We start from the raw sequence: 22,190 nt of genomic DNA on the forward strand, positions 1-22,190 counted from the left end.
GCCACGGGCAGATTTCCGCGCGACCCGTCACCCGGCCGGCCTCAGGCCCCCCGTTCACGCAGTGCCGCCCGCGCCGGGAGGATCGCTGCGGTGAGGGCGAGGGCTCCCGCCGTCGCGGCGAACGCGGCGTACAGCAGCGGGGGGACGTGCGGGAGCTCGCCGGTCAGACCTCGCATCATCGGGGTCAGTGTGATCATGGCGATGGCGGTGCCCAGGGCCACGCCCGCCGCCGACACCAGCAGGCTCTCCCAGCCCAGCATGCGCAGCACCTGGCGCCGGGTGGAGCCGACGAGGCGCAGCGTGCGCAGTTCGCGGCGGCGGTCCAGGACGGTCATCACCAGGGTGTTGACCGCCGCGACGGCGGCGAAGCCGCCCAGGACGGCGGCCATCATGTAGTTGGCCCAGGCGCCGAACTCGCGGTCCACGTTCTGCGCGAGCGCGTAGCCCGAGGCGTCGGTGACCTCGCCGAGCGCGCCGAGCGGCTCGGCGTCTCCGCCACTGACCAGCAGCGTGTCGGCGAAGGCGGAGGTGACGTGGCCGTCCAGCAACGCGCGGTCCATGGTCACCGCGGGCAGGCCCAGGCCGCGGCCGTAGACCGCGACGACCTCCGGGGCGGCCCTCGTGCCGTCGGGGAGGTGGAGCGGCAGCTTGTCGCCGAGTCCGACGTGCGTGGCGGTGGCGAGGGTCTTGTCGATGGCGATACGGTCCTCCCCCACCCGGTCCAGGCTGCCCTCGCGCACGTCCAGGTCCTGCACCCGCGCGAACCGGGCGCCGGCGTCCGACACTCCCTGCGTCGCCGTCCCCTGCAGCGAGGTCTCGCCGCCGCCCCGGACGGGCACCAGCACCTGCGTGTTCAGCACGCTCACCGCCGCGTCCACGCCGGGCGCGCGGGCGGCACGTGCGGCGGCGTCGGCGGGCAGGCCCGCCGGGGCGGTCACGACGTGGTCGGCCGTGAGGCCGTCGCGGAGCTGCTGGGAGGCGACGTGGCTCTCGCTGGTGTGCATGAACACGAGCGTCGAGGCGAAGGCCATGGCGAGCACGATCGGGGTGATCGCGGAGGCCAGCCGGCGGGAGTTGGTACGGGAGTTGGCGGCGGCCAGCGACGCCGAGGCGCCCCCGCCGCGCAGCAGCAGGCCGAAGAGCGCCGCGCACAGCCGGGCCAGGATCGGCCCGAGCAGCGCGACGGCCAGCATGAAGAGCATGACGACGCCGAGGGAGGCGTTGGCCGCGTCCGAACCGGCGGCGGAGGCGGCCACACCGGCGAGCGCCGACCCGCCGCCGACCGCGGCGAGACCGAGGACGGTACGGACGACACCCGGCCGCAGCCGCTCCACCGACGCCTCGGCGAGCGCCTGGCCCGGCTTGATCCGCGCGGGCCTGCGCCCGGCCGCCCACCCGGCGCCCAGTGCCGTGAGCAGCCCGAGACCGACGGCGGCGAGCAGCGGGAACCCGGAGACGTGCACGTCGACCGCCTCCGGGACGGCCCCGCGGTCCTGCATCTGCCCGAACCACCAGTGCGCGAGCCCGATGCCCGGCAGGCAGCCCAGCAGCCCGGCGAGCGGGGCGACGAGCAGCGCCTCGGCGGCGACCGCCCGGCGGATCTGGCGCGGGGTGGCGCCGACGGCGCGCAGCAGCGCGAACTCGCGGGTGCGCTGACCGACCGAGAGGGCGACCGTGCCGGCCGCGGTGAACACCGCGACCAGGGTGGCGATCCCGCCGAACGAGCCGCCGACCGCGAAGAGGGTCTCCTTGGCGTACGCCAGCCCGTGGTCCTCGACCTCGCCGCGGTCGTCACCGGTCAGCGTCTGGGCGCCGGAGCCGGTGAGGGCCTTCTCCACGGCGGCGGCGAGGGCCTGCGTGCCGACGCCGTCCTCGGCCATGACGGCGATGGCGTCGGCCTTGCCGGGGTGACCGGCCAGCACGGACGCCTCCGCGTCGGCGAACCAGGCCGTGGCCGCGCCGCCGTCCCCTTCCCGCGCGGTGTCGCCGGCACCGGCCTCGGCCAGCCCGGACACCCGGAAGCCGGCCCGCCCGTCGGCCGTCTCCAGCACGACGGTGTCGCCGACGCCGGCCCGGGCGGCACGGGCGGCGTCGGCGCCGAGGACGACCTCACCGGTGCGCGGTGCGGCGCCCTGGGAGAGCGCGGTGCCGGTGAAGACGTGCGAGCCCCAGCCGTGGCCGGTGAGCGCGCCCGGCGGGCCGTCGCCGCCGTCCGCCGGGAGGCCGTGCACCGGGAAGGTGAAGTCCGGTACGGCGGCGGCCGCGCCCGGCGCCGCGGCGGCCTTGGCCGCGAGGCCCGCGTCCACGCGGGCGGTGTCGGGCAGCGGGAACTCGGTCACCTCGGTGCCGTCGACGGTGTCGGCGACGACCCGTGCGGACTGGTCGGCCGCCGCGACGACCGGCGCGTTCGCGTACCGCTCCGCCGGCACGGAGGCACGGATGCCCGTCTCCAGCAGTACGCCGCAGGCCGCGACGACCAGCGCCGACATCATCAGCGCGACGAACGTGCCCACGAAGGAGGCGGGCTTGAAGCGCACGGCGGCGCGAGCGAGGCCGTTGGGCTTGAGACTCATGCCGCCGCCCCCGCCCCGACCCCGGCTGCCGCTCGACCACGACCGGTGAGTGCCGTCATGCGCGCCGCGATCCGTTCCGCCGACCCCCGTTCGAGGTGGTCGGCGAAGGCACCGTCGGCGAGGAACAGCACGCGGTCGGCCCAGGCCGCCGCCGCCGGGTCGTGGGTGACCATGACGACGGTGGCGCCGAGGACGTCCACCGCGTGCCGGAGCAGCCCGAGGACCTCGGCGGCGGTGCCGGTGTCGAGGGCGCCGGTCGGCTCGTCCGCGAAGATCACGTCGGGGGACGTGACGAGGGCGCGGGCGACGGCCACCCGTTGCTGCTGGCCGCCGGACAGCTCACCGGGCCGGCGCCGCGCCTTGTCGGCGAGCCCGACCTGCGCGAGCACCTCGGCCGCGCGGCGGTGGTCCTGGCGCTGCCCGGCGAGGCGCATGGGCAGCAGGACGTTCTGCTCCACGGTCAGCGAGGGCAGCAGGTTGAACGCCTGGAAGACGAAACCGAGGCGGCTGCGGCGCAGCTCGGTGAGCTCGTTCTCGCTCATGCCGGTGATCTCCGTGCCGCCGAGCCGCACCGACCCCGCCGACGGCCGGTCGAGCCCGGCGGCGCACTGCAGGAAGGTGGACTTGCCCGACCCGGACGGTCCCATGACGGCGGTGAAGGTGCCGCGCGGGAGGGCGAGGTCGATGCCCGCGAGCGCGTGCACGGCACCGGCGCCACGGCCGTACTGCCGCCGCACACCGCGCAGTTCGACGGCGAGCCCGGGCGTGGCGGCCGGGGCGCCGGGAAGGCCGTCCGCCCCCGGCAGGTCGCCGGCCTTCTGCCGCTTGCCCTTGCGTAGCCTCATGGTCCCGTCTCCTCATCCGTACGTCTTGCCGGTGTGACGGGGTGAAGAGTGCGGGGCCGGCTGCCGGCCGGGCGTCATACCCGGGAGCCAATGTGCGGGTGATACCCGGGTAGGGGGAGGCCGGCCTACTGCTCTCCCGGGGCCACCAGGCCCGACTCGTACGCGAAGACGACCGCCTGGGCGCGGTCGCGCAGGTCGAGCTTGGTCAGGACGCGGCTGACGTGGGTCTTCACCGTCTGCTCGGCCAGCACCAGCGTCCGCGCGATCTCCGAGTTGGACTGCCCGCGGGCCACGAGGGTGAGGACCTCGGTCTCGCGTTCCGTCAGGCCCTTGAGCCGCAGGGCCGGCTTGCCCCGGGCCGCGGGGCGCTGCTTGGCGAAGTCCGCGATGAGGCGGCGCGTCACGGAGGGGGCGAGCAGCGCGTCGCCCGCGGCCACGACCCGTACGGCGGCGATGAGGTCGGCGGGCGGCGCGTCCTTCAGCAGGAAGCCGCTCGCGCCCGCCCGCAGCGCCTCGTAGACGTAGTCGTCGACGTCGAACGTGGTGAGCATGAGCACCCGCGGCCGGTGGGTCACGCCCGGCGGCGGCGCGAGCAGCCTGCGCGCGGCCTCCAGGCCGTCCATCTCGGGCATCCGCACGTCCATCAGCACGACGTCCGGATGCGTACGCCGGCTCAGCTCGACGCCCTGCGCACCGTCGGGGGCCTCGCCCACCACGTCGATGTCGCTCTGGGCGGCCAGCAGCGCGGCGAAGCCCGCCCGCACCATGGCCTGGTCGTCGACGATGATGACGCGCGTCGTCACGTGAAGTCCTCTTCGGTCAGGGGAAGGTGTGCGGCGACCCGGAAGCCGCCGTCCGGCAGCGGGCCCACGTCGAGGGTGCCGCCGACGAGCCGCACCCGCTCGCGCATGCCGACGAGTCCGTGCCCGGTGCCGCCCGTTTCGAGCGGCCCGGCGGGCGGCTCGGGCGGCGGCCCGTTGACGACCAGGACGGTGAGCCGCTCCCCGCCGCGGTCGCCGGCGGGCTCCGACACGGACAGCGACACCCGCGTCGCGGCGCCCGGCGCGTGCCGTACGACGTTCGCGAGGGCCTCCTGGACGATCCGGTACGCCGACAGCCCCACCGCCTCGGGCACCTCGGCGGCGCGGGAGAGGTCGCAGGGGGTGAAGTCGACCGGCGCGCCCGTCCGCGCCGTCGCCTCCACCAACTGCCCGATCTGCGGGAGGCCCGGCTGGGGCATCAGCTCGCCGGGCGCCTCCTCGCTGCGCAGGACGCCGAGGAGCCGCCGCATCTCGCCGAGGGACTCCCGGGCGGTCGCCGCGATGGACGTGAACTCCTCCCGCACGTGGGGCGGGAGCGTCGCGAGGCGGTACTCCGCGGTGTCCGCCTGGACCGTGATGACGGACATGTGGTGGGCCACCACGTCGTGCAGCTCGCGCGCGATGCGGGCGCGCTCCTCCAGGAGCGTGCGCCGGCCCCGCTCGGCCTCGCTGATGGTCTCCTGCTCGGCCAGCCTGCGCTGCACCTCGTACCGCTCGCGCAGCACCCCGCCCAGCAGGAGCGCGACGCCCCCGAGGATGGTGAGCAGCAGCTCCCTGGCACCGGCGCCGTGGGGGGCGGCGAAGCCCAGGCCGACGTTGGCCGCCGCCGTCACCAGCCACACCAGCACCAGCGTCCGGCGCCGCTCGCGCAGACCGAGGGCGAGGCAGAGGGCGACGTACCCGACGAGCTCCATCGGCGGGAACGGCCACAGCAGCCGCTCCTCGAAGTCGACGGTGAGCAGGGCGAGCGCCCCGGCCACGTCCGCGAGCACGACCACGTACCAGGCGTGCAGCGGGCGGACGACGGCCAGGAGCAGCGGCGCCGCCTGCGCGACGGCCAGCGCGCTCGCCACGGCGCCGTTCAGTCCGTAGTCGGCGGTGAGGACCACGATGGTGGTGGGCAGCAGGACCACGCACAGCACGAACGCCACGGCCCACGGCAGCGTCCGCACCCACCGCCGCGAAGCCCCCGCGAGCAGCGCTCGGGGGCGCTCCTCCTCCACTGAGGTCATGGCCACCAGACTAGGTGCCCGGCCGGAGCGCGCCGTCCCCCTGGAGAGCCAAACCGCGGTGATACCCCGGTAGGGGGTGGGGGCGTACGGAAGGGGGCACTCCGGCCGGCGCGGCGGACACCGGACCGGGTCGGCGGCGGGCAGGCGAGAGTTCCGGCGACCGGTCGGCCGGTCAGACGGAGGCCCCCGCCGTCCACTCCCGCAGCAGCGCCAGGCGCTGGTCCCTGGTGGGGGCCACGTCCTCGGGCTCCTCCCGGCGCCAGCCGACCAGCTCCCCGACGGTGGTGGTGCCGTCGGCGAGGCGGGCCAGGAGGGTGCGGGAGAGTTCGTACTCGTCCGGGGTGTGGATACCGCCGGTGACGGCGGCCAGGACGCTCGCCTCGACCGTGCCGTCGTCCTCCGTCTCCACACACACGGTGAACAGCGGCGGCTGTTCGCCGTCCCCCGTGATCAGCACCAGGACCGAGTCGAACGCCATGGACGCCAGCCGCCGCCGCCCGGACCGCACGGCCACGTCCCGCACGTCCAGCCCGCGCACCTGCTCCCAGCCCCAGGACCGCCCGCCCTGCTCGTGCCCGAGGATCTCCACACCGCCCTCGGTCAGCCGCACACCGGGCGCCGTACCGGTGGGTTCGGCCCCCAGGTACACGCACTCCTCAGTAATCCAGAACAGGCCGACCATGGCCATGGGCGTCTCCCCCCGACGATGCGGATGTCGTTCTCGTGCGGCTGTCGTGGGAGGAGACGAACCCCGCCGGTGCGGGGTTCCCCGCCCCGGGTCCCGCTACGGCGCCACCGGTGTCGTCGGTCCCACCAGTTCCGTCAGGACGTCCTCCATGGTCACGAAGCCCAGGACCGTGCCCGTCTCGCCGGTGACGGCGGCGAGGTGGCTGTCCTCCGTGCGGAGGGCGGTGAGGGTGTCGTCCAGGGGGGTGTCGATGCGGACGCGGGTGACGCGGTGCAGGGCCGTGCGCGGGAAGGGGCTCTCGCGGTCGGTCAGGCCCAGGGTGTCCTTGATGTGCAGGTAGCCGAGGACGGTGCCGCCGGGGCCGGTGACCGGGAAGCGGGAGTAGCCCGCGTGGGCGGCCAGGCGTTCCAGCTCGGCCGGGGTGACCGTGTGCGGGACGGTGCGCATCTTCTGGACCGGGACCAGGATCTCGCCGACCGGGCGGGTGCCCAGTTCCAGGGCGTCGCGCAGGCGCTCGCCGTCGGCCGGGGTGAGCAGTCCGGCCTCGCTGGCGTCGACCACCATGCGGGCCAGCTGGTCGTCGGTGAAGACGGCTTCGACCTCGTCCTTCGGCTCCACCCGCAGCAGCTTGAGGAGCGTGTTGGCGAAGGCGTTGATGCCGAACACGACCGGCTTCAGGGCCCGGGTGAGGGCGACCAGCGGCGGGCCGAGGAGCAGCGCGGTGGTCGCCGGGGCGGCCAGCGCGATGTTCTTCGGGATCATCTCGCCGATCAGCATGTGCAGATACGTCGCCAGGGTCAGGGCGATGGCGAAGGCGACCGGGTGGACCAGCGCGTGCGGCATGTGCACCGCCTCGAACACCGGCTCCATCAGGTGCGCGATGGCCGGCTCCGCGACCGCGCCGAGCACCAGGGAGGAGACGGTGATGCCGAGCTGGGCCGTGGCCATCATCTGGGAGATGTGCTGCAGGCCCCACAGGGTCATCCGGGCGCGCTTGTCGCCCGACTTCGCACGCGGCTCGATCTGGCTGCGGCGCACCGAGATCATGGCGAACTCGGCGCCCACGAAGAACGCGTTGGTCAGCAGCGTCAGCGCGCCGATGAAGAGCTGTACGACGGTCATCGGGCCAGCTCCCGCTCTTCGTGCGCCGACCGGTCGCCGGCCGGCTGCTCGGGCGGCGCGTCCCCGGGGGCCGCGTGTTCATGCGCCGACGACGCGTCGTCCGGCGCGGGGGCCGTGACGCGGAGGCGGTCGGCGCGGTGGTGGTCGACGTCGAGGACGTCGATGCGCCAGCCGTCGAGGGCGACCACGTCGCCCTTGGCGGGGATGCGCGTCAGGTGGGTGGCGACCAGGCCGGCCAGGGTCTCGTACGGGCCCTCCGGCGCGGTCAGGCCGATGCGCTCCAGGTGGTCCAGGCGCAGCGAGCCGTCCGCCTCCCAGGCCGCGCGGCCGTCCTCACCGGCGGGAGCGGGCAGCAGGTCCGGTATCTCGACCGGGTCGTGCTCGTCGCGCACCTCGCCGACGACCTCCTCGACGATGTCCTCGACGGTCGCCACGCCCGCCGTACCGCCGTACTCGTCGATGACGACGGCCATGGTGCGGGTGGCGCGCATGCGCTCCAGGAGGCGGTCGGCGGGCAGGCTGTCCGGCACCAGGAGGGGCGCGGTGGCCAGCTCGGTGACCGGGGTGGTCCGGCGCTTCTCCGGCTCCAGGGCCAGCACGTCGCGGATGTGGACCGTGCCGACGACGTCGTCCAGGCTGTCCCGGTAGACCGGGAAGCGGGACAGGCCGGTGGCGTGCGAGAGGTTGGCGGCGTCGGCGGCGGTGGCGTGGGCCTCCAGGGCCTTCACGTCCACGCGCGGGGTCATGACGTTCTCCGCGGTCAGCTCGCTCAGGTGGAGCGTACGGACGAACAGCTCCGCCGAGTCGGCCTCCAGGGCGCCCTCCGCGGCCGAGTGCTGGGCCAGGGCGACCAGTTCCTCGGCGCTGCGGGCGGACGCCAGCTCCTCGGCCGGTTCCAGGCCGAAGCGGCGCACGAAACGGTTGGCCGTGTCGTTCAGGTGCCGGATGAAGGGGCCGAAGGCGGTGGTGAAGCCGCGCTGCGGGCCCGCGACGACCTTCGCGACGGCCAGCGGACGCGAGATCGCCCAGTTCTTGGGGACCAGCTCACCGACGACCATCAGGACGACGGTGGACAGGATCACGCCGAGCAGGGTCGCCACCGTGGAGGCGGCGCCGCCCAGGCCGATGGCCGTCAGCGGGCCGCGCAGCAGCACGGCGATCGACGGCTCGGCCAGCATGCCGATGACCAGCGAGGTCACGGTGATGCCGAGCTGGGCGCCGGACAGCTGGAGGGTCAGCGAGCGGACGGCCTTCAGGGCGCCGTCGGCGCCGCGCTCACCGGACTCGGCGGCCCGCTCCAGGTCACCGCGCTCGACGGTGGTGAGGGAGAACTCGGCCGCGACGAAGAGCGCGCACGCGAGGGTGAGGAGGAGGGCCAGCAGGAGCAGCAGGACCTCGGTCACCGTGCCACCCCGCTTCCCTCACGCACAGACGGGGGAACAGACGGGCCGGCCGTGGCACGGCCGGTACTAGGGGGCTCCATTACGGAACGGGACTCCTTAACGGGGTCGGTGGGCGCCGGTACCAGCCGGGCGCCCGAGGGTTCTCCCTCATGGTAAAGGACGAGCAAAAAGATCGGGAGTCCTGAGACCCCTATGCTTCTACTCGCCTGTAGAGAACGGCCGGAGGATTCCGGTTGTTCCCACGGTGCTCTCGCAGGAGTTCCCGCACGAACGTGAAGGAGTGAACGCCTCGATGGTGTTCAAGCGGCTGCTCGGTTCCCTCGGCGTGGGTGGACCCACGGTGGACACGGTCCTCGACCCGGGCGCCGCCCGGCCGGGAGGCACCCTGTCGGGCCGGGTCCACCTGGTCGGCGGCACCGTCGCCCACGACGTCGAGCAGGTCGCGCTGGAGCTGGTCGCCCGCGTGGAGACCGAGCACGAGGAGCACGGCGACGGGGAGGGCGTCGTCGCCTTCGACCGGCACGTCGTCGGCGGCGCCTTCCGGCTCGCGGCGGGCGAGGAGACGAGCCTGCCGTTCGCGGTGCCGCTGCCCTGGGAGACCCCCGTCACCGAACTGCACGGGCAGCCCCTGGGCATCGTGCTCGGCGTGCGCACGGAGCTGGCGGTCGCCGGCGCCCGGGACAAGGGCGACCTGGACCCTCTGGCCGTGGCGCCGCTTCCGGCCCAGGAGGCCGTCCTGGAGGCCCTCGGACAGCTCGGCTTCGGCTTCCGCTCCGCCGACCTGGAGTACGGCCGCATCGGCGGCACCGGGCAGCAACTGCCCTTCTACCAGGAGATCGAGCTGACCCCGCCCCCGCGCTACGCCCACCAGGTCAACGAGATCGAGCTGACCTTCCTGGCCGTGCCCGGCGCCCTGGAGGTGGTGCTGGAGGCGGACAAGCGAGGAGACCCGTTCACCGACGGACACGAGGGCCACGGCGGCCACGACGCGCTCAGCCGCTTCTCCGTCCCGCACGAGGGCCCCGCCGGGCCGCAGGACTGGAACACCCTCGTCGACGGCTGGATCCGGGAGCTGGTCGAACACCGCGCGTCATACGGCTCGCACGCGGTCTACGGCCACGAGTCCGGGTACGCCGGTCACGAGTCCGGATACGGCGATCACGGGTCCGGGCACCCGGGCGGCGGGCCCGGGATCGGCGCCGCCGTCGTGGCGGGCGCCGCGGGGATCGCCGGGGGGATGGTGGCTGCGGAAGTCGTCGACGAGGTGGGGGACTTCTTCGAGGGCGACTCGGAGGACGAGGAGGGCTGATAACTTCTACAGTGCTGTAGAGGGTCAGGATCACCCCCCTTTCCCTTCCGACCGGTACGGAGTACGGAGTTCTCATGGCCCTGTGGGACCGCTTCAAGGAGTCCGCGTCGCAGATGCAGACGCAGCTCGTGGCGAAGAAGAACGACCTCAAGAGCGGTGCCTTCCGCGACGCGAGCATGGCGATGTGCGCGCTGGTCGCCGCGGCCGACGGCACCGTCGACCCCTCGGAGCGGCAGCGGGTCGCCCAGCTGATCTCGGCCAACGAGGTGCTGCAGAACTTCCCCGCCGACGACCTGCGCCGCCGGTTCGAGGAGAACCTGGACAAGCTGACCGCCGACTTCGACTTCGGCAAGGTCGGCATCCTCCAGGAGATCGCCAAGGCGAAGAAGAAGCCCGCCGAGGCTCGGGCCGTGGTGCAGATCGGCATCGTGATCGGCGGCGCCGACGGGGACTTCGACAAGGACGAGCGCGCCGTGGTCCGCGAGGCCTGCTACGCCCTGGACCTGCCGCCGCACGAGTTCGACCTCTGAGGTCTCCGAGGCGTCTGAGGCTTCCTAGACCTCTGAGGTCTCCGAGGCCCCGGCCCGCGGCGCCGGGCCCGCCGGTCTTGCCGTAGATTCCGTGTGCGGGCCCGTGCCGCGGGCCCGCACCGTACGTTCACCAGGGGAGCACCGTGTTCGGACTCAGCGAACTCGCGATCATTCTCATCGTCGTCGCGGCCGTCCTCGCCATCAAGAAGCTCCCCGAGCTGACCCGCTCGGCGGGCAAGTCGGCCCGCATCCTCAAGTCCGAGGCCCGCGCCGCGAGGGACGCGGACGAGCCGGGGACCCCGCGCGTCATCCAGGGGGAGACGGTCCGGCGCGAGGACCACCCCGACACCGGCACCGGCACCGGCACCGGCACCGGCACCGGCACCGGCTCCCAGGACGCGTCCCGGGGCTGACCCGCCTCCCGCCGGCCCGGTCAGGACGGGTCGTCCGGCACGGCCGACAGCAGGCTGTGCACGACCGGGCCCGCCGAGCCGCCGCCGGTGACGCCCTCCTCGACCACGACGGCGACGGCCACGTTGCCCCGGTGGGCGACGAGCCACCCGTTGTTGTCCTGGTCGTCGGAGACCTCGGCGGTACCGGTCTTGGCGCCGACCTCGCCGGGCAGGCCGGCCAGGACGCGCGCGGTGCCGTCGGTGACGGTGGCCCGCATCAGCTCGCGCAACTGGGTGACGACCTTGCCGGGGAGCGGCTCGGTGCGCGTCCCGTCCGCGTTGCCCGCGGTGAGCGACGGCTGGTGGAACTCGCCGGAGACCGCGGTGGCCGTCACCGACGCCATGATCAGGGGGTTGGCCTGGATCCGGCCCTGCCCGATCATCGACGCCGCCTTCTCCGTCGCGTCCTTGGGCGCCGGCACCGAGCCGTCGTACGTGGGGATGCCGACGTGCCACTCCTGGCCGACCCCGAAGTAGGTGCGGGCGACCTTGCCCAGCTCCCCGTCGTCGAGCTTGCCGCGCAGGCTGATGAAGGCGGTGTTGCAGGACTCGGTGAAGTCCTTGCGGAAGGTGGCGCCGGGGTGTTCGGAGGTCTCCACGTTGTGGAACTCCTTGCCCACCGTCAGGTACTTGGGACAGTCCACGACGTCGTCGGGCGCGACCGCGCCCTTGAGCAGCAGGGCGCTGCTGGTGACGATCTTCCAGGTGGAGCCGGGCGCGTAGGTGCCGGAGGCGGCGCGGTTGAAGCCGGAGGAGGGGGAGTTGGCGAGGGCCAGCACCTCGCCGTTGTCGACGCGCAGGGCGACCAGGGCGGCGTTCTTGCCGTCGGCCTTCCCGAGCGCCTTCTCGGCGGCCGCCTGCCAGGTGGCGTCCAGGGTGGTGCGCACGGGCCGGTCCGCCGTCGCCGGGTCGGGCTTCTCGCCGAAGGACGCCTCGGTGCGCACGGTCCGCCCGCTGGCCCGGTCCACCAGTTCGACCGCGCCGCGCGGGCCGCCGCCACCGCCCGCGTCACCCGCGAGCCGGCCCAGGAGCGGGGCCAGGGAGGGGTAGTCGGCACCCACGAGGGAGGTGCCTTCGCGGTCCGTGACCTTCGGCGGGGCGGTCTCCTCGCGCTCCAGGCGGAACTTCTCGGTGTCGCTGAGCCTCGGGTGCACCAGGGACAGCCGCCAGTCCACCTTCCAGCCGCCGCCCTCCTGCTCGCGCAGCGGCAGCCGCGACTCGTACGTCCAGGTGCCCAGGCCGGTGACCGGCATCCTCGCGGTGAACGGGACGCCGAGGGTGCCGTCCTCGTCCTCCTGCACCCCCTCGTCCGCCGCCGTCAGCTTCGGCTTCTCGATGTCGAGGCCCGCGGTGAAGCTCTGCAGCACCTCCTGAGCCTTGTCCGGTGCGGTGGTGCGGCCCGCCGCGCTCGGCAGGCGCCCGGCGGCCCAGTCGGCGAGGAAGGCGCGCGCCTGTTTCATCGCGGCGGGGTCGGGGCCGTCGTCGCCCCGCGCGAAGGGGCCGAACCCGGCGGCGTACGAGCCGCCCGCGGCGATCGCGAGCACGACCCCCACGGCGGCGACGGCCCGCACACCGTTGCGGGGCCTGCGGCGGCGGGGAGACGAGAGGCAGGGGGAGTCGGACATGGGAAGGTCCTTGTCGGTTCAGCGGCCGGGGCCGGGGTCGGCGAAGAAGTCGAGGATCGTGTCGGTGGCGTTCAGGGCCTTGCCGACCGGGCCGAACCCCTCGGGCGGGGGCACGGTCGAGCCCGGCCAGGTGTGACCGGCGTCGTGGACGACGAGGAGTCGCACGCTGCCGCCGGTCCGCCGGCCGTTGCCGGGGGCACCGGACCCCAGCCGCCACTCCGTGCGGTCGAAGCCCTTCTCCTCCCGCTCGACCGGCTCGCCCGCGCCCCCGGCCGCCGCGAACGCCGCCGCGCTGTCCCGGGCCGACCGGGTCGGCAGGATCGGCTCCTCGGGGTCCGGCGGCGGGGAGGGGAGACCCGCGAGGGGCCGTACGGGGTCGTCGGCGCCGTAGACGACCAGGACGGGGACGGGCCCGGTGGGCTCCACCGCGGCGTCGCCCGTGGGCAGCTGGCCGGAGACGGAGGCCGCGCCCGCGAGCAGGGCGGGGCGCTCGGCGGCCATGCGCAGGGCCATCGAGCCGCCGTTGGAGAACCCGGCGACGTAGATCCGCTCGGGGTCGGCCCGCTCGGTGCGGACCAAGTGCTTGATCAGCGCCTCGGTGAACCGTACGTCCAGGTCCGGATCCGGGCGCTGCTTCGTCGCCCGGGTGCCCGCGCCCCAGCCGTGGCCCAGGCCCTCGGGGAAGGCGACGAGCATGCCCCGCGCGGTGGCCGCCTTCTCCAGCCGGCTCTTCGCGCGCAGCTCGGCGGCGTCGGCGCCGCGGCCGTGGAAGGCGACGACGAGGGGCATCCGGCCGTCGGAGGCGGGCGCGTCGGCGGGCCGGTGCAGGAGGTACTGGCGGACGTCGCCGTCCACCCGGAGCCGTTCGCGGGTCCCGGGTGCCGCAGTGGCCGTACCCGTACCGCCGCCGGTGCCGCCACTGGCGGCGGACGACCCGCTCGACGGCGGTGCCGCGTCCGGACGGTCGGGGCCGGCGGCACACCCGGCCAGCGGAAGGACGAGCGCGAGGGCGAGCACGCCGGGCCAGCGGCGGGAACGTTCACCGAAGGAGAGCATGGCCCGAGGAGAGCAACCCCGCGGAGCTCCTGTCCAAGACCGATATGGATGTCAGATCGATCAATCCCCGATATGATTACTGGTCGTGGACCTGGTGCGGCACCTGGAGTGCTTTGTGGCTGTTGCAGAAGAGTCACACTTCGGGCGTGCCGCCGCCCGGCTCGGCATGGCCCAGCCACCCCTGTCGCAGCGCATCCGGCGGCTGGAGCAGGAGCTGGGCGTCCGGCTCTTCGAGCGCACCAGCCGCCAGGTGACGATCACCGAGGCGGGCACGCTGCTGCTCGCCGAGGCCCGCGAGCTGCTGGCCCGCGCCGAGTCCCTGCGGACCGCCGCACGGCGCATCCGGGACGGCGAGAGCGGCCTGCTGCGTGCCGCCCTGTCCCCCGACGTCTCCGGCGAGACCGTCGCCGCGCTGCTGGCCGACTTCCGGCGCCGGCACGCGGGACTCGAGCTGGAGCTGCACGAGCTGACCACGGCCCAGCAGCTCGCCGGGTTCGCCGCCCACGAGCTGGACGTCGGCCTCATCCACCACCCCTGCGACGTCACCGGCCTGGAGCTGGGCCCGGTGCTCCGCCGCGACCTCGGCGTCCTGCTGCCGCGCGGCGCCCCGCAGACCGAGCTGGACGAGGTGCCGCTCGCCGCCCTCACCGGCTACGACCTGGTCCTCTTCCCGCGCGCCGACGCCCCCGCCGTCTACGACGATCTGCTCACCGCCTGCGCCCGGGGCGGTTACACGCCCCCCGCCGTGCGGCACGGCCAGGGCGCCAGCTTCGTCCGCGGGCTGGTCCTGTCGTCCGGGGCCGTCGCCCTCGGCCCCCGCGACACCCGGCTCGTGACCCCCGGTGACCCGGACCTGGTCTGGCGCCCGCTGGCCGGGGCGGCACCCGTCTGGCGGCACTCCGCGGCCTGGCCCAGGGGGCGCGGCGACGCCGCCGTCGGCGCCTTCGCGGACGCGGCCACCCACGCCCTGCGCACGACGGCCGGCGCCCACGCCGAGACGGCCGCCCGGCCGCTGCACCTTCGTCCGGCATCGGAGTTCTGGCTATGACCGGCACCGCCACCGCCGCCCGACTCGACGCGGCCTTCGCCGACGCCGGGGTCACCGGGTGGCTGCACGCCGTGGACATCGACTCGGGGGCGCAGGTCGGGGCCGGGGCGGACCAGGCGGTGTGCACGGCCAGCGTCCACAAGGTGTGCGTACTGGTGGCGCTGCACGAGCTGGCGGCGGCCGGGGAGCTGGACCTGACCGAGCAGGTCGAGTGCCCGCCCGCCGGACGCACCCCGGGGCCCACCGGACTCGCGGCCATGCTCGACCCGGCGCGGCTGTCGCTGCGCGACGCGGCGTACCTGATGATGTCCGTCAGCGACAACACCGCCGCCGACCTGCTGCTGCGCCGGGTCGGTCTGGACGCCGTCAACCGCACCACGGCCCGGCTCGGCCTCACCCGCACGCGGGCGGTGTACGGCTTCGGCGAGATGCTGGGCACCATGCGCGAGGACGCCGGGCCCGACGGGGCGCGCGCGCTGACCGACCCGCACGTCATCACCCGGCTGCGCGCCCTGGACCCGGCCCGCACCAACCGCAGCACCCCCCGGGACATGACCCGCCTGCTCGGCGCGGTGTGGCGGGACGAGGCCTGCCCCGCCGAGTACGGCGCCGCGATGCGCCGGATCATGGGCCTCCAGGTGTGGCCGCACCGCCTGGCCGCCGGCTTCCCCTTCGACGACGTGCACGTGGCCGGCAAGACCGGCAGCCTGCCGACGCTGCGCAACGAGATCGGCGTCGTGGAGTACCCCGACGGCGGGCGCTACGCGGTGGCCGTCTTCACGCGCACCGCCAACACCGCGGCCGTGCTCCCGGCGGCGGACGCGGTGATCGGCACCGCGGCCCGGATCGCGGTGGACGCGCTGCGGGCGCCCTGACGGCGGGGGCGCCGCGCCGGCCGGTGCCGCCTTCGCCGTCCGCGCCGCCGCGCCGGCCCGTGACGCCGCCGGCCCGTCTCGCCGCGCCGGCCCGTGACGCCGCCGCCCGTGACGCCGCCGGCCCGTGTCGCCGCGTCAGCCCGCGTTGTCGCGCCAGCGCCCGCCGCTCGGTGCCGAGTCGAAGCGGGTGGACGCCGAGGCGTTGCCGCTGAAGTCGTTGCCGGAGACCCGGCCGCCGGTCCAGGTGGCCTCGGGCGCGATCCACACGGCGTGGATCTGGGTGCGGGGGTGCCCGTCGTCGCGGACGCGGTTGCCGTGGACATACGGGTGGGTCACGGCGGCCGCGGCGGTGAGGCCGGCGCGCGGGGCCGGGCAGTCCGGGAGGCGGTAGGCGGTGCCGGGGCCGGGGGTGCCGTCGGGCCAGGCGGTGCCGGCTCCCGGGCGCACGGGGGCGAGGGTCAGGTCGGTGGCGGTGTTGTCGACGACCACGGCCGTGACCTCGCTCTCTTCGGGTCCGACGGTCAGCTCCTTGCCGCGGTGGCCGCCGGGGAGCCAGTCGGCCCATTCGTCGGTCAGGGACAGCGGCCCGCAGTGGACGCCCTCGCCGCCTCCCCGCGTGCCGGGTGCGGCGCTGCGGCCGTTGCCGCGGATCCGGTTGCCGAAGAACGCGGGCTCGTGCAGCGGGGCGTCGACGCGGATGCCGTCCAGCGCGTTGCCGTGGATGTCGTTGGACTCCAGGACGATGTCGGTGGCGGGCTCCTGGTCGCCGCCGGCCAGGTTGTGCTCCCAGTAGCCGTACCGGCCGTTGTTGCCGACGCGGTTGCCGTGGAAGCCGTACGGCCCGGGGGTGTTGCCGAGCGCGATGCCGTCCCCGGGGTTGGCGTCGATCACGCACCCGGTGACGATGCCGCCGCGCCCGCCGACGCTCGTCGTGCCCTGCGCCGACACGTCGAACCCGGCGACGTGGTTGCCGAGCATGGTGCAGCCGGTGACGATCAGCCCGTCGGCGCCCCAGTCGGAGATGCCGTAGCGGTTGTCCTCGGTGTGGCAGGCGGTGATGCGGATGCCGCGGGGCGGGACCCAGTCGTCCTGCTGGAGTTCGAGAAAAATGCCGTTGGTGCCGTTGCCGCGCGCGGTGCAGCCGGTCACCGCCAGCCGTTCGACCGGCCCCCACCCGCCCACCCCGATGCCGATGCCGGCGCCGCCCATCGCCTCGCCCGGATCCTGCCGCCCGCACCGCTCGGTCAGCACGCCCTCCACCACGGTGTCCTGGAGGAAGTCGCACCCGAAGCCCGTGGCGGCGGTGTCGTGGATGTACAGGTCGGTGAAACGCCCGCGCAGCACGTACTGCAGGCCCAGGCCCTTGGCCAGGACGTCGTACTCTTCGGTCTCCACGCGCAGGCCGTCGATCTCGAAGTGGGCGAAGGTGACGTCGGCGATGTGGCGGTCCCGTCCCGCGCCGTGCTGCGCGGTGGTGAACCAGGCCAGCGGCACCGGCCGGGTGGGCGCGCCGGGGTTGGACAGCTCGAAGCACGTGGCGCCGCGTCCGGCGCCGACCAGCGAGACTCCGCTGCGCCAGAGCACCGGCCGGTCCCGGATCGCGTAGCGCCCGGCGGGCACGCGTACGGTGCGGGGCCGGCCGTCGGCGGCGGTGGCGTCGCCGAGTGCGTCCACCAGTTTCTGCAGGGCCGGCCGGTCGTCGGCGACGCCGTCCCCGACCAGGCCGTACTCATGGGCGTCGGCCGTCAGCGGCGCGGTCATGGGGGTGCTCCTTCCACCGGTTCCGGTGACGCGGGAGGGACGGAGGCGGCCCGAGGCTCACACCGCCCCGTGCCGCCCGGGTACCAGCCGCCGGGCCGCCCCAATCACGGAACGGAACTCCGGACATATCAGGCGCTTTATCTCATTTGGGGGTACATAATCAGAACATGAGTACGGCAACGTATGTACTGCTGGCCGCGCCCTCGGGCGGGCTGAAAGTGGTGGTGGTCTTCATCATCGGGCTGGTGATCGCCGGCGCGCTGATCTGGGCCGTGCGCAGGGGCATCGGGGTCATGATCCGGGAGCCCGACCGCCCCCGCGCCGACGAACAGCCGCACCTTCCGGACACCGGACCCGTCCACGAGGAACGGGAGATGCGCGAACCGGACGAGATCCCGCTGAGCGAGGACGGCAGCCCCCGGCTCATGCCCTACCAGCTGCACCACTCGGGCAGCCGCCGCGGCGAGGACCAGCACCGGCGCCGCTGGTCGCCGGGGTCGAGCGGATCCTTCGGCAGCGGTGGGCCGGGGCACGTCTGAGTCGCCGGGGCCCGCGCGGGCCGTGCGCCGGCACCGGCCCCGCACGGCCCGACCGAGACGGGTGAGGCACACGTGACCGGCGCGGCCGGCGGCGCCGGTGGAACGCCCGTGCCGGGCACGGGCGAGGGCGCCCCCGCCGCCTTCCCGGACGAGGTCTACGCGGCCCGCATGGAGCGCACCGCGTACGAGGCCGCCGCCCTCGGGCTCGCCGGGGTGCTGGTGACGCCGAGCCCCGACCTGGTGTGGCTGTGCGGCTACCGGCCCACCGCGCCCACCGAACGCCTCACCCTCCTGGTCCTCACCGCCAACTCCCAGCCCCGGCTGCTGGTGCCGGCGATCGACCGGCCGTCCGCCGAGGCGGCTCCCGGCGCGGGCGCGGTCCGCGTCTTCGACTGGTGGGAGGGCCAGGACGCCTACGCCGCCGCGGCCGGGCTGCTGCGTCCGCACGGCCGCTACGCCGTATCCGACGCGACGTGGGCGCTGCACCTGCTCTGCCTCCAGAACTCCCTGCCGCTCGCCACCTACCAGCCGCTGTCCGTCGTGCTGCCCATGCGGCGCGCGGTGAAGGACGAGCAGGAGGTGGCCCGGCTGGCGGCCGCGGCAGCGGCGGCGGACGCCGCGTACGAGGAGGTCCTCGGGCTGCGCTTCGGCGGGCGCAGCGAGCGCGAGCTGGCCGCCGACCTGGCCGGACTGCTGTGCGAGCACGGCCACAGCCGGGTCGACTTCACGGTGGTCGGCGCCGGCCCGCACGCGGCCGATCCCCACCACCGGCCCGGCGACCGGGTCATCGGGGACGGCGACATGGTCGTCCTGGGCTTCGGCGGCCTGCGGGACGGCTACGGCTTCGACACCGCCCGCACCGTCCACGTCGGGGCGCCGACGGACGAGGAGCGCCGGGTCCACGAGACGGTACGGGCCGCACAGCGGGCGGCGTTCGAGGCGGTGCGGCCCGGGGTGTCGTGCCAGGAGGTCGACCGGGCGGCCCGCGCGGTGCTCGAGGAGGCCGGTCACGCCGGGCACGGCGCGCTCCGCACCGGCCACGGCGTCGGCGTCACCACCCACGAGCCGCCCTATCTGGCGGAGGGCGAGGAGCAGCCGCTCGAACCCGGCATGTGCTTCTCCATCGAGCCCGGCATCCACCTCCCCGACCGCTTCGGCGTCCGCATCGAGGACGTCGTGACCTGCACGGAAGACGGCGGCCGGCGCCTCAACACCACCTCGCACGAACTGGCGATCGTCCACTGACGCCCTCACCCGGAACCCCGCCCGCGCCCACCACCACCCCGTACGCACGCCCTCCCCGCGGGGACCGGGGGCACCGCCCGCACCGTGGCCACCCGCCGAAACCGACCACACGGCGCCGGACCACCAGGCGCCAGACCCGCCCCCGCCGCACCAGGGCGGGCACGCGCCCCGGGCCGCGGGGCCCGTGCCCAGCCGCGTAGGGTCACCGGCGCACCACACGCACCGTAAGGAGCCCCGCCGTGACGACCGCCTCCGACCAGCAGCCCATCCCGGTGATCATCGACTGCGACACCGGCATCGACGACGCCCTGGCCCTGCTGCTGGCGGTCCGCCACCCGCGTCTCGACCTGCGCGCGGTCACCTGCGTGGCCGGGAACACGGACGTGGCGGGGGTCGTCCGGAACACGCTGACCGTGCTGGAGCGGGCCGGCGCCCCGGACGTCCCGGTCGCCCGGGGCGCCGAGCGGCCGCTGATCGAGGGCGTGCGCACCGCGCGGCACGTGCACGGGGACGACGGCATGGGCGACCTCGGGCTGCCCGCCCCCACCCGCGCCCCGGCCGACGTGGACGCGGTGACCCTGCTGCGCCGGGAGATCCTCGCCTCCCCGCGCCCGGTCACCCTGGTCCCCACCGCGCCGCTGACCAACATCGCGCTGCTGCTGCGCACCCACCCGGAGGTCACCGGCAACATCGAGCGGATCGTGTTCATGGGCGGCGCGGTGGCCACCGGCAACGCGACGCCGGTCGCCGAGTTCAACGTGTGGCACGACCCGGAGGCCGCCGCGATCCTGCTCACGGCGGGGGTGCCGATCACGATGTACGGCCTCGACGTGTTCGAGCGGGTGATCGTGCCCGGCGCCGACGTACGGCGGCTGCGCGCGAGCGCCGAGCCCGGCACCCGGCTCGCCGGCGACCTGCTCGCCCACCGCGGCCCGGCCACCGACACCTCCGACCCCGGCGGCGGGCTCGGCGACGCGGGCGCGGTCTGCGCGGTGATCGACCCCGGCGGCCTGACCACGCGGCGGCTGCCCGTGGAGGTGTCCCTCGCGCCCGGCCCCGCACGCGGCCAGACGCTCGTGGACCGCCGCCTGCGCGTCGGGGAGTCCGAGCTGCACGACGGCACGCGCGAACAGCCCCTGGTCGACGTGGCGTTGGACGTGGACGTGGCCCGTTACGTGGAGCTGTACCTCGGCGCGGTCGAGCGCACGGAGGCGTAGCCACCGGCGCGTCGCGGGCACACGGGTTCGCTTTTCGGGTGATCTGGACAGAAGTAACAGATCAGTTCGTGTCGCCCCACGGGGTCGAACCACGTACTGCGAACCGCATACCGCGCACCACGTACCGCGAAGGAGGCCGCGTGACCGTACGCAGCACCGCCGGCACCCCCGACCTGTCGTCCAGGGACCCCAACTGGTGGCGGCAGGCCGTCATCTATCAGGTCTACCCCCGCAGCTTCGCCGACGCCGACGGCGACGGCCTCGGCGACCTGCGCGGCGTCACCCAGCGCCTGACCCATCTGGCCGCTCTGGGCGTGGACGCCCTGTGGCTCAGCCCGTTCTACCCCTCCGAACTCGCCGACGGCGGCTACGACGTCGACGACTACCGCGACGTCGACCCGCGCCTCGGCACGCTCGACGACTTCGACGCGATGGCCGCCGAAGCCCACCGGCTGGGCCTGAAGGTGATCGTCGACCTGGTCCCCAACCACACCTCGCACCGCCACGCCTGGTTCCGGGAGGCGCTGGCCGCCGGCCCGGGGTCGGCGGCCCGGGACCGGTACGTCTTCCGTGACGGCCGCGGCGCGCACGGCGAACTCCCGCCCACCGACTGGCAGTCCGTCTTCGGCGGCAGCGCCTGGCAGCGGGTGCCCGACGGACAGTGGTACCTGCATCTCTTCGCACCCCAGCAGCCCGACCTCAACTGGGAGAACGAGCAGGTCCGCGCCGACTTCCGCACCACGCTGAAGTTCTGGTGCGACCGGGGTGTCGACGGTTTCCGCGTCGACGTGGCGCACGCGCTGGTCAAGGACCTGACCGAGCCGCTGCGCGACCTCGGCGCCCCCGAACTGAGCGGCGAGGCGGCCCTGGCCCGGTTCGCGCCGGGCACCCACCCCTTCTACGACCGGGACGACGTCCACGAGATCTACCGCGACTGGCGCAAGATCCTCGACGCGTACACCCCGCCCCGCACGGCGGTCGCCGAGGCCTGGGTCCCGGGCCCCCGGCGCGTGCTGTACGCCCGCCCGGACGAACTCGGCCAGGCCTTCAACTTCGAGTACCTCCAGACCGGCTGGGACGCGGGGGAGCTGCGCGAGATCATCACCGGTTCGCTGGCCGACGCGCGGGCCGCCGGCGCCTCGGCGACGTGGGTGCTGTCCAACCACGACGTCGTCCGACACGCCACCCGCCTCGTGCTTCCGCCGGACACGGACACCGACGCCTGGCTGCTGTCCGGCGGCCACGCCCCCGCCGTCGATGCGGAGGCCGGGCTGCGCCGGGCCCGCGCCGCGACACTGCTGATGCTGGCGCTGCCCGGCTCGGCGTACCTCTACCAGGGCGAGGAACTGGGCCTGCCCGAGGTGGCCGACCTGCCCACCGAGGTCCTCCAGGACCCGATCTGGGAGCAGACCGGGCACGTCCGCAAGGGCCGTGACGGCTGCCGGGTGCCGTTGCCGTGGACGACCGGCGGACCGTCGTACGGCTTCGGCGCGGGCGCGGCGTGGCTGCCGCAGCCGCCGGAGTTCGCCCGGTACGCCGTCGAGGCCCAGGACGGGGTGGCGGGCTCGACGCTCGAGCTGTACCGCACGGCCCTGCGCCTGCGCCGCAAGCTGCTCGACGGCGAGGAGCTGACCTGGTCGGACGACGTCCCGGCGGGCGTCCTGCGGTTCGACCGCTCGGACGGCTGGCGCTGCGTCACCAACCTCTCCGGCGCCGCGGTCGACCTGCCGGCCGGAGAGGTCCTGCTGAGCAGCGCGCCGCTGGAGGACGGCCGGCTGGGCCCGGACACGACGGTGTGGCTGGCCCTCTGACCGGTCCGCCCAGGTCCGTGCCCGGCCCGGCGCCCTCA

General features: G+C 74.9%; 19 protein-coding genes. 9 read left to right on the forward strand and 10 right to left on the reverse strand.

The features are described 5' to 3' along the window. Positions 1–41 precede the first annotated feature (41 nt). The 7 genes from NI25_RS18545 to NI25_RS18575 form a co-directional block, all read right to left on the reverse strand. Positions 42–2,573 (reverse strand): ABC transporter permease, encoded by a 2,532-nt coding sequence (locus tag NI25_RS18545; protein WP_061443508.1) that lies wholly within the window; start codon positions 2,571–2,573, stop codon positions 42–44. Then, positions 2,570–3,418 (reverse strand): ABC transporter ATP-binding protein, encoded by an 849-nt coding sequence (locus NI25_RS18550; RefSeq protein WP_061443509.1) that lies wholly within the window; start codon positions 3,416–3,418, stop codon positions 2,570–2,572. The genes NI25_RS18545 and NI25_RS18550 overlap by 4 nt, the downstream gene beginning before the upstream one ends. A 125-nt stretch (positions 3,419–3,543) precedes the next feature. Then, positions 3,544–4,221: a response regulator gene (locus NI25_RS18555; RefSeq protein ID WP_061443510.1), complete on the reverse strand. Its 678-nt coding sequence runs from the start codon at positions 4,219–4,221 to the stop codon at positions 3,544–3,546. Then, positions 4,218–5,471, reverse strand: a complete 1,254-nt coding sequence (locus NI25_RS18560; RefSeq protein ID WP_199560963.1) for a sensor histidine kinase — start codon at positions 5,469–5,471, stop codon at positions 4,218–4,220. The genes NI25_RS18555 and NI25_RS18560 overlap by 4 nt, the downstream gene beginning before the upstream one ends. A gap of 172 nt (positions 5,472–5,643) precedes the next feature. Then, positions 5,644–6,159 (reverse strand): hypothetical protein, encoded by a 516-nt coding sequence (locus tag NI25_RS18565; RefSeq protein WP_061443511.1) that lies wholly within the window; start codon positions 6,157–6,159, stop codon positions 5,644–5,646. A 96-nt stretch (positions 6,160–6,255) separates the two neighbouring features. Beyond that, the gene (locus tag NI25_RS18570; protein ID WP_061443512.1) at positions 6,256–7,281 is read right to left on the reverse strand and encodes a hemolysin family protein; all 1,026 of its coding nucleotides are present in this window, start codon (positions 7,279–7,281) and stop codon (positions 6,256–6,258) included. Continuing rightward, positions 7,278–8,684, reverse strand: a complete 1,407-nt coding sequence (locus tag NI25_RS18575; protein WP_061443513.1) for a hemolysin family protein — start codon at positions 8,682–8,684, stop codon at positions 7,278–7,280. Before NI25_RS18575 ends, NI25_RS18570 begins: the two co-directional genes overlap by 4 nt. A 292-nt stretch (positions 8,685–8,976) precedes the next feature. Between NI25_RS18575 and NI25_RS18580 the strand changes: the two genes are divergently transcribed. The 3 genes from NI25_RS18580 (at position 8,977) to NI25_RS18590 (ending at position 10,936) form a co-directional block, all read left to right on the forward strand. Next, positions 8,977–9,993, forward strand: a complete 1,017-nt coding sequence (locus tag NI25_RS18580) for a sporulation protein (RefSeq protein ID WP_061446980.1) — start codon at positions 8,977–8,979, stop codon at positions 9,991–9,993. 74 nt (positions 9,994–10,067) lie between these two features. Further along, positions 10,068–10,523 carry a tellurite resistance TerB family protein gene (locus tag NI25_RS18585; RefSeq protein WP_061443514.1) on the forward strand — a complete coding sequence of 152 codons (456 nt, stop codon included), beginning with the start codon at positions 10,068–10,070 and terminating at the stop codon, positions 10,521–10,523. Positions 10,524–10,666: 143 nt separating this feature from the next. Further along, a complete protein-coding gene (locus NI25_RS18590) occupies positions 10,667–10,936 on the forward strand; it encodes a twin-arginine translocase TatA/TatE family subunit (RefSeq protein ID WP_061443515.1) in 270 nt (89 codons plus the stop codon). Between the two features lie 20 nt (positions 10,937–10,956). Here the strand turns inward: NI25_RS18590 and NI25_RS18595 are convergent, their stop codons facing one another. Beyond that, the gene (locus tag NI25_RS18595) at positions 10,957–12,600 is read right to left on the reverse strand and encodes a penicillin-binding transpeptidase domain-containing protein (protein WP_061443516.1); all 1,644 of its coding nucleotides are present in this window, start codon (positions 12,598–12,600) and stop codon (positions 10,957–10,959) included. A gap of 18 nt (positions 12,601–12,618) precedes the next feature. Then, complete coding sequence (locus NI25_RS18600; protein ID WP_061443517.1) at positions 12,619–13,656, reverse strand: alpha/beta hydrolase family esterase; 1,038 nt, start codon at positions 13,654–13,656, stop codon at positions 12,619–12,621. Between the two features lie 115 nt (positions 13,657–13,771). On the opposite strand from NI25_RS18600, the gene NI25_RS18605 reads away from it, so the two are divergent. Both NI25_RS18605 and NI25_RS18610 read left to right on the forward strand, forming a co-directional pair. Then, positions 13,772–14,704 carry a LysR family transcriptional regulator gene (locus NI25_RS18605; RefSeq protein WP_233520747.1) on the forward strand — a complete coding sequence of 311 codons (933 nt, stop codon included), beginning with the start codon at positions 13,772–13,774 and terminating at the stop codon, positions 14,702–14,704. Next, positions 14,701–15,579, forward strand: coding sequence for a serine hydrolase (locus NI25_RS18610; protein WP_061443519.1), 879 nt, complete (start codon positions 14,701–14,703; stop codon positions 15,577–15,579). The genes NI25_RS18605 and NI25_RS18610 overlap by 4 nt, the downstream gene beginning before the upstream one ends. A 135-nt stretch (positions 15,580–15,714) precedes the next feature. Here NI25_RS18610 and NI25_RS18615 read toward each other — a convergent pair whose 3' ends face one another. Beyond that, entirely contained in the window at positions 15,715–17,340 is a 1,626-nt protein-coding gene (locus NI25_RS18615) for a right-handed parallel beta-helix repeat-containing protein (RefSeq protein WP_061443520.1), read from the reverse strand. Between the two features lie 167 nt (positions 17,341–17,507). Between NI25_RS18615 and NI25_RS18620 the strand changes: the two genes are divergently transcribed. The 4 genes from NI25_RS18620 (at position 17,508) to NI25_RS18635 (ending at position 22,152) form a co-directional block, all read left to right on the forward strand. Continuing rightward, on the forward strand, positions 17,508–17,879 hold the full coding sequence (locus NI25_RS18620; RefSeq protein ID WP_061443521.1) for a DUF6479 family protein: 372 nt from the start codon (positions 17,508–17,510) through the stop codon (positions 17,877–17,879). A 168-nt stretch (positions 17,880–18,047) separates the two neighbouring features. Next, entirely contained in the window at positions 18,048–19,124 is a 1,077-nt protein-coding gene (locus NI25_RS18625; protein ID WP_061446981.1) for an aminopeptidase P family protein, read from the forward strand. 239 nt (positions 19,125–19,363) lie between these two features. Beyond that, positions 19,364–20,341 carry a nucleoside hydrolase gene (locus NI25_RS18630; RefSeq protein WP_061443522.1) on the forward strand — a complete coding sequence of 326 codons (978 nt, stop codon included), beginning with the start codon at positions 19,364–19,366 and terminating at the stop codon, positions 20,339–20,341. Between the two features lie 140 nt (positions 20,342–20,481). Then, positions 20,482–22,152, forward strand: coding sequence for a glycoside hydrolase family 13 protein (locus tag NI25_RS18635; protein WP_061443523.1), 1,671 nt, complete (start codon positions 20,482–20,484; stop codon positions 22,150–22,152). Positions 22,153–22,190: the final 38 nt, after the last annotated feature.

The sequence above is a fragment of the Streptomyces sp. CCM_MD2014 genome (genome assembly GCF_000772045.1).
Taxonomy (GTDB): Bacteria; Actinomycetota; Actinomycetes; order Streptomycetales; family Streptomycetaceae; genus Streptomyces; species Streptomyces salinarius.

What these genes read in the sequence shown, in the direction of transcription:
- NI25_RS18545 (WP_061443508.1), bottom strand. Translation starts at nt 2,573, where the DNA reads ATGAGTCTCAAGCCCAACGGCCTCGCTCGCGCCGCCGTGCGCTTCAAG.
- NI25_RS18550 (WP_061443509.1), bottom strand. Translation starts at nt 3,418, where the DNA reads ATGAGGCTACGCAAGGGCAAGCGGCAGAAGGCCGGCGACCTGCCGGGG.
- NI25_RS18560 (WP_199560963.1), bottom strand. Translation starts at nt 5,471, where the DNA reads ATGACCTCAGTGGAGGAGGAGCGCCCCCGAGCGCTGCTCGCGGGGGCT.
- NI25_RS18565 (WP_061443511.1), bottom strand. Translation starts at nt 6,159, where the DNA reads ATGGCCATGGTCGGCCTGTTCTGGATTACTGAGGAGTGCGTGTACCTG.
- NI25_RS18570 (WP_061443512.1), bottom strand. Translation starts at nt 7,281, where the DNA reads ATGACCGTCGTACAGCTCTTCATCGGCGCGCTGACGCTGCTGACCAAC.
- NI25_RS18580 (WP_061446980.1), top strand. Translation starts at nt 8,977, where the DNA reads ATGGTGTTCAAGCGGCTGCTCGGTTCCCTCGGCGTGGGTGGACCCACG.
- NI25_RS18585 (WP_061443514.1), top strand. Translation starts at nt 10,068, where the DNA reads ATGGCCCTGTGGGACCGCTTCAAGGAGTCCGCGTCGCAGATGCAGACG.
- NI25_RS18595 (WP_061443516.1), bottom strand. Translation starts at nt 12,600, where the DNA reads ATGTCCGACTCCCCCTGCCTCTCGTCTCCCCGCCGCCGCAGGCCCCGC.
- NI25_RS18600 (WP_061443517.1), bottom strand. Translation starts at nt 13,656, where the DNA reads ATGCTCTCCTTCGGTGAACGTTCCCGCCGCTGGCCCGGCGTGCTCGCC.
- NI25_RS18610 (WP_061443519.1), top strand. Translation starts at nt 14,701, where the DNA reads ATGACCGGCACCGCCACCGCCGCCCGACTCGACGCGGCCTTCGCCGAC.
- NI25_RS18615 (WP_061443520.1), bottom strand. Translation starts at nt 17,340, where the DNA reads ATGACCGCGCCGCTGACGGCCGACGCCCATGAGTACGGCCTGGTCGGG.
- NI25_RS18620 (WP_061443521.1), top strand. Translation starts at nt 17,508, where the DNA reads ATGAGTACGGCAACGTATGTACTGCTGGCCGCGCCCTCGGGCGGGCTG.
- NI25_RS18625 (WP_061446981.1), top strand. Translation starts at nt 18,048, where the DNA reads ATGGAGCGCACCGCGTACGAGGCCGCCGCCCTCGGGCTCGCCGGGGTG.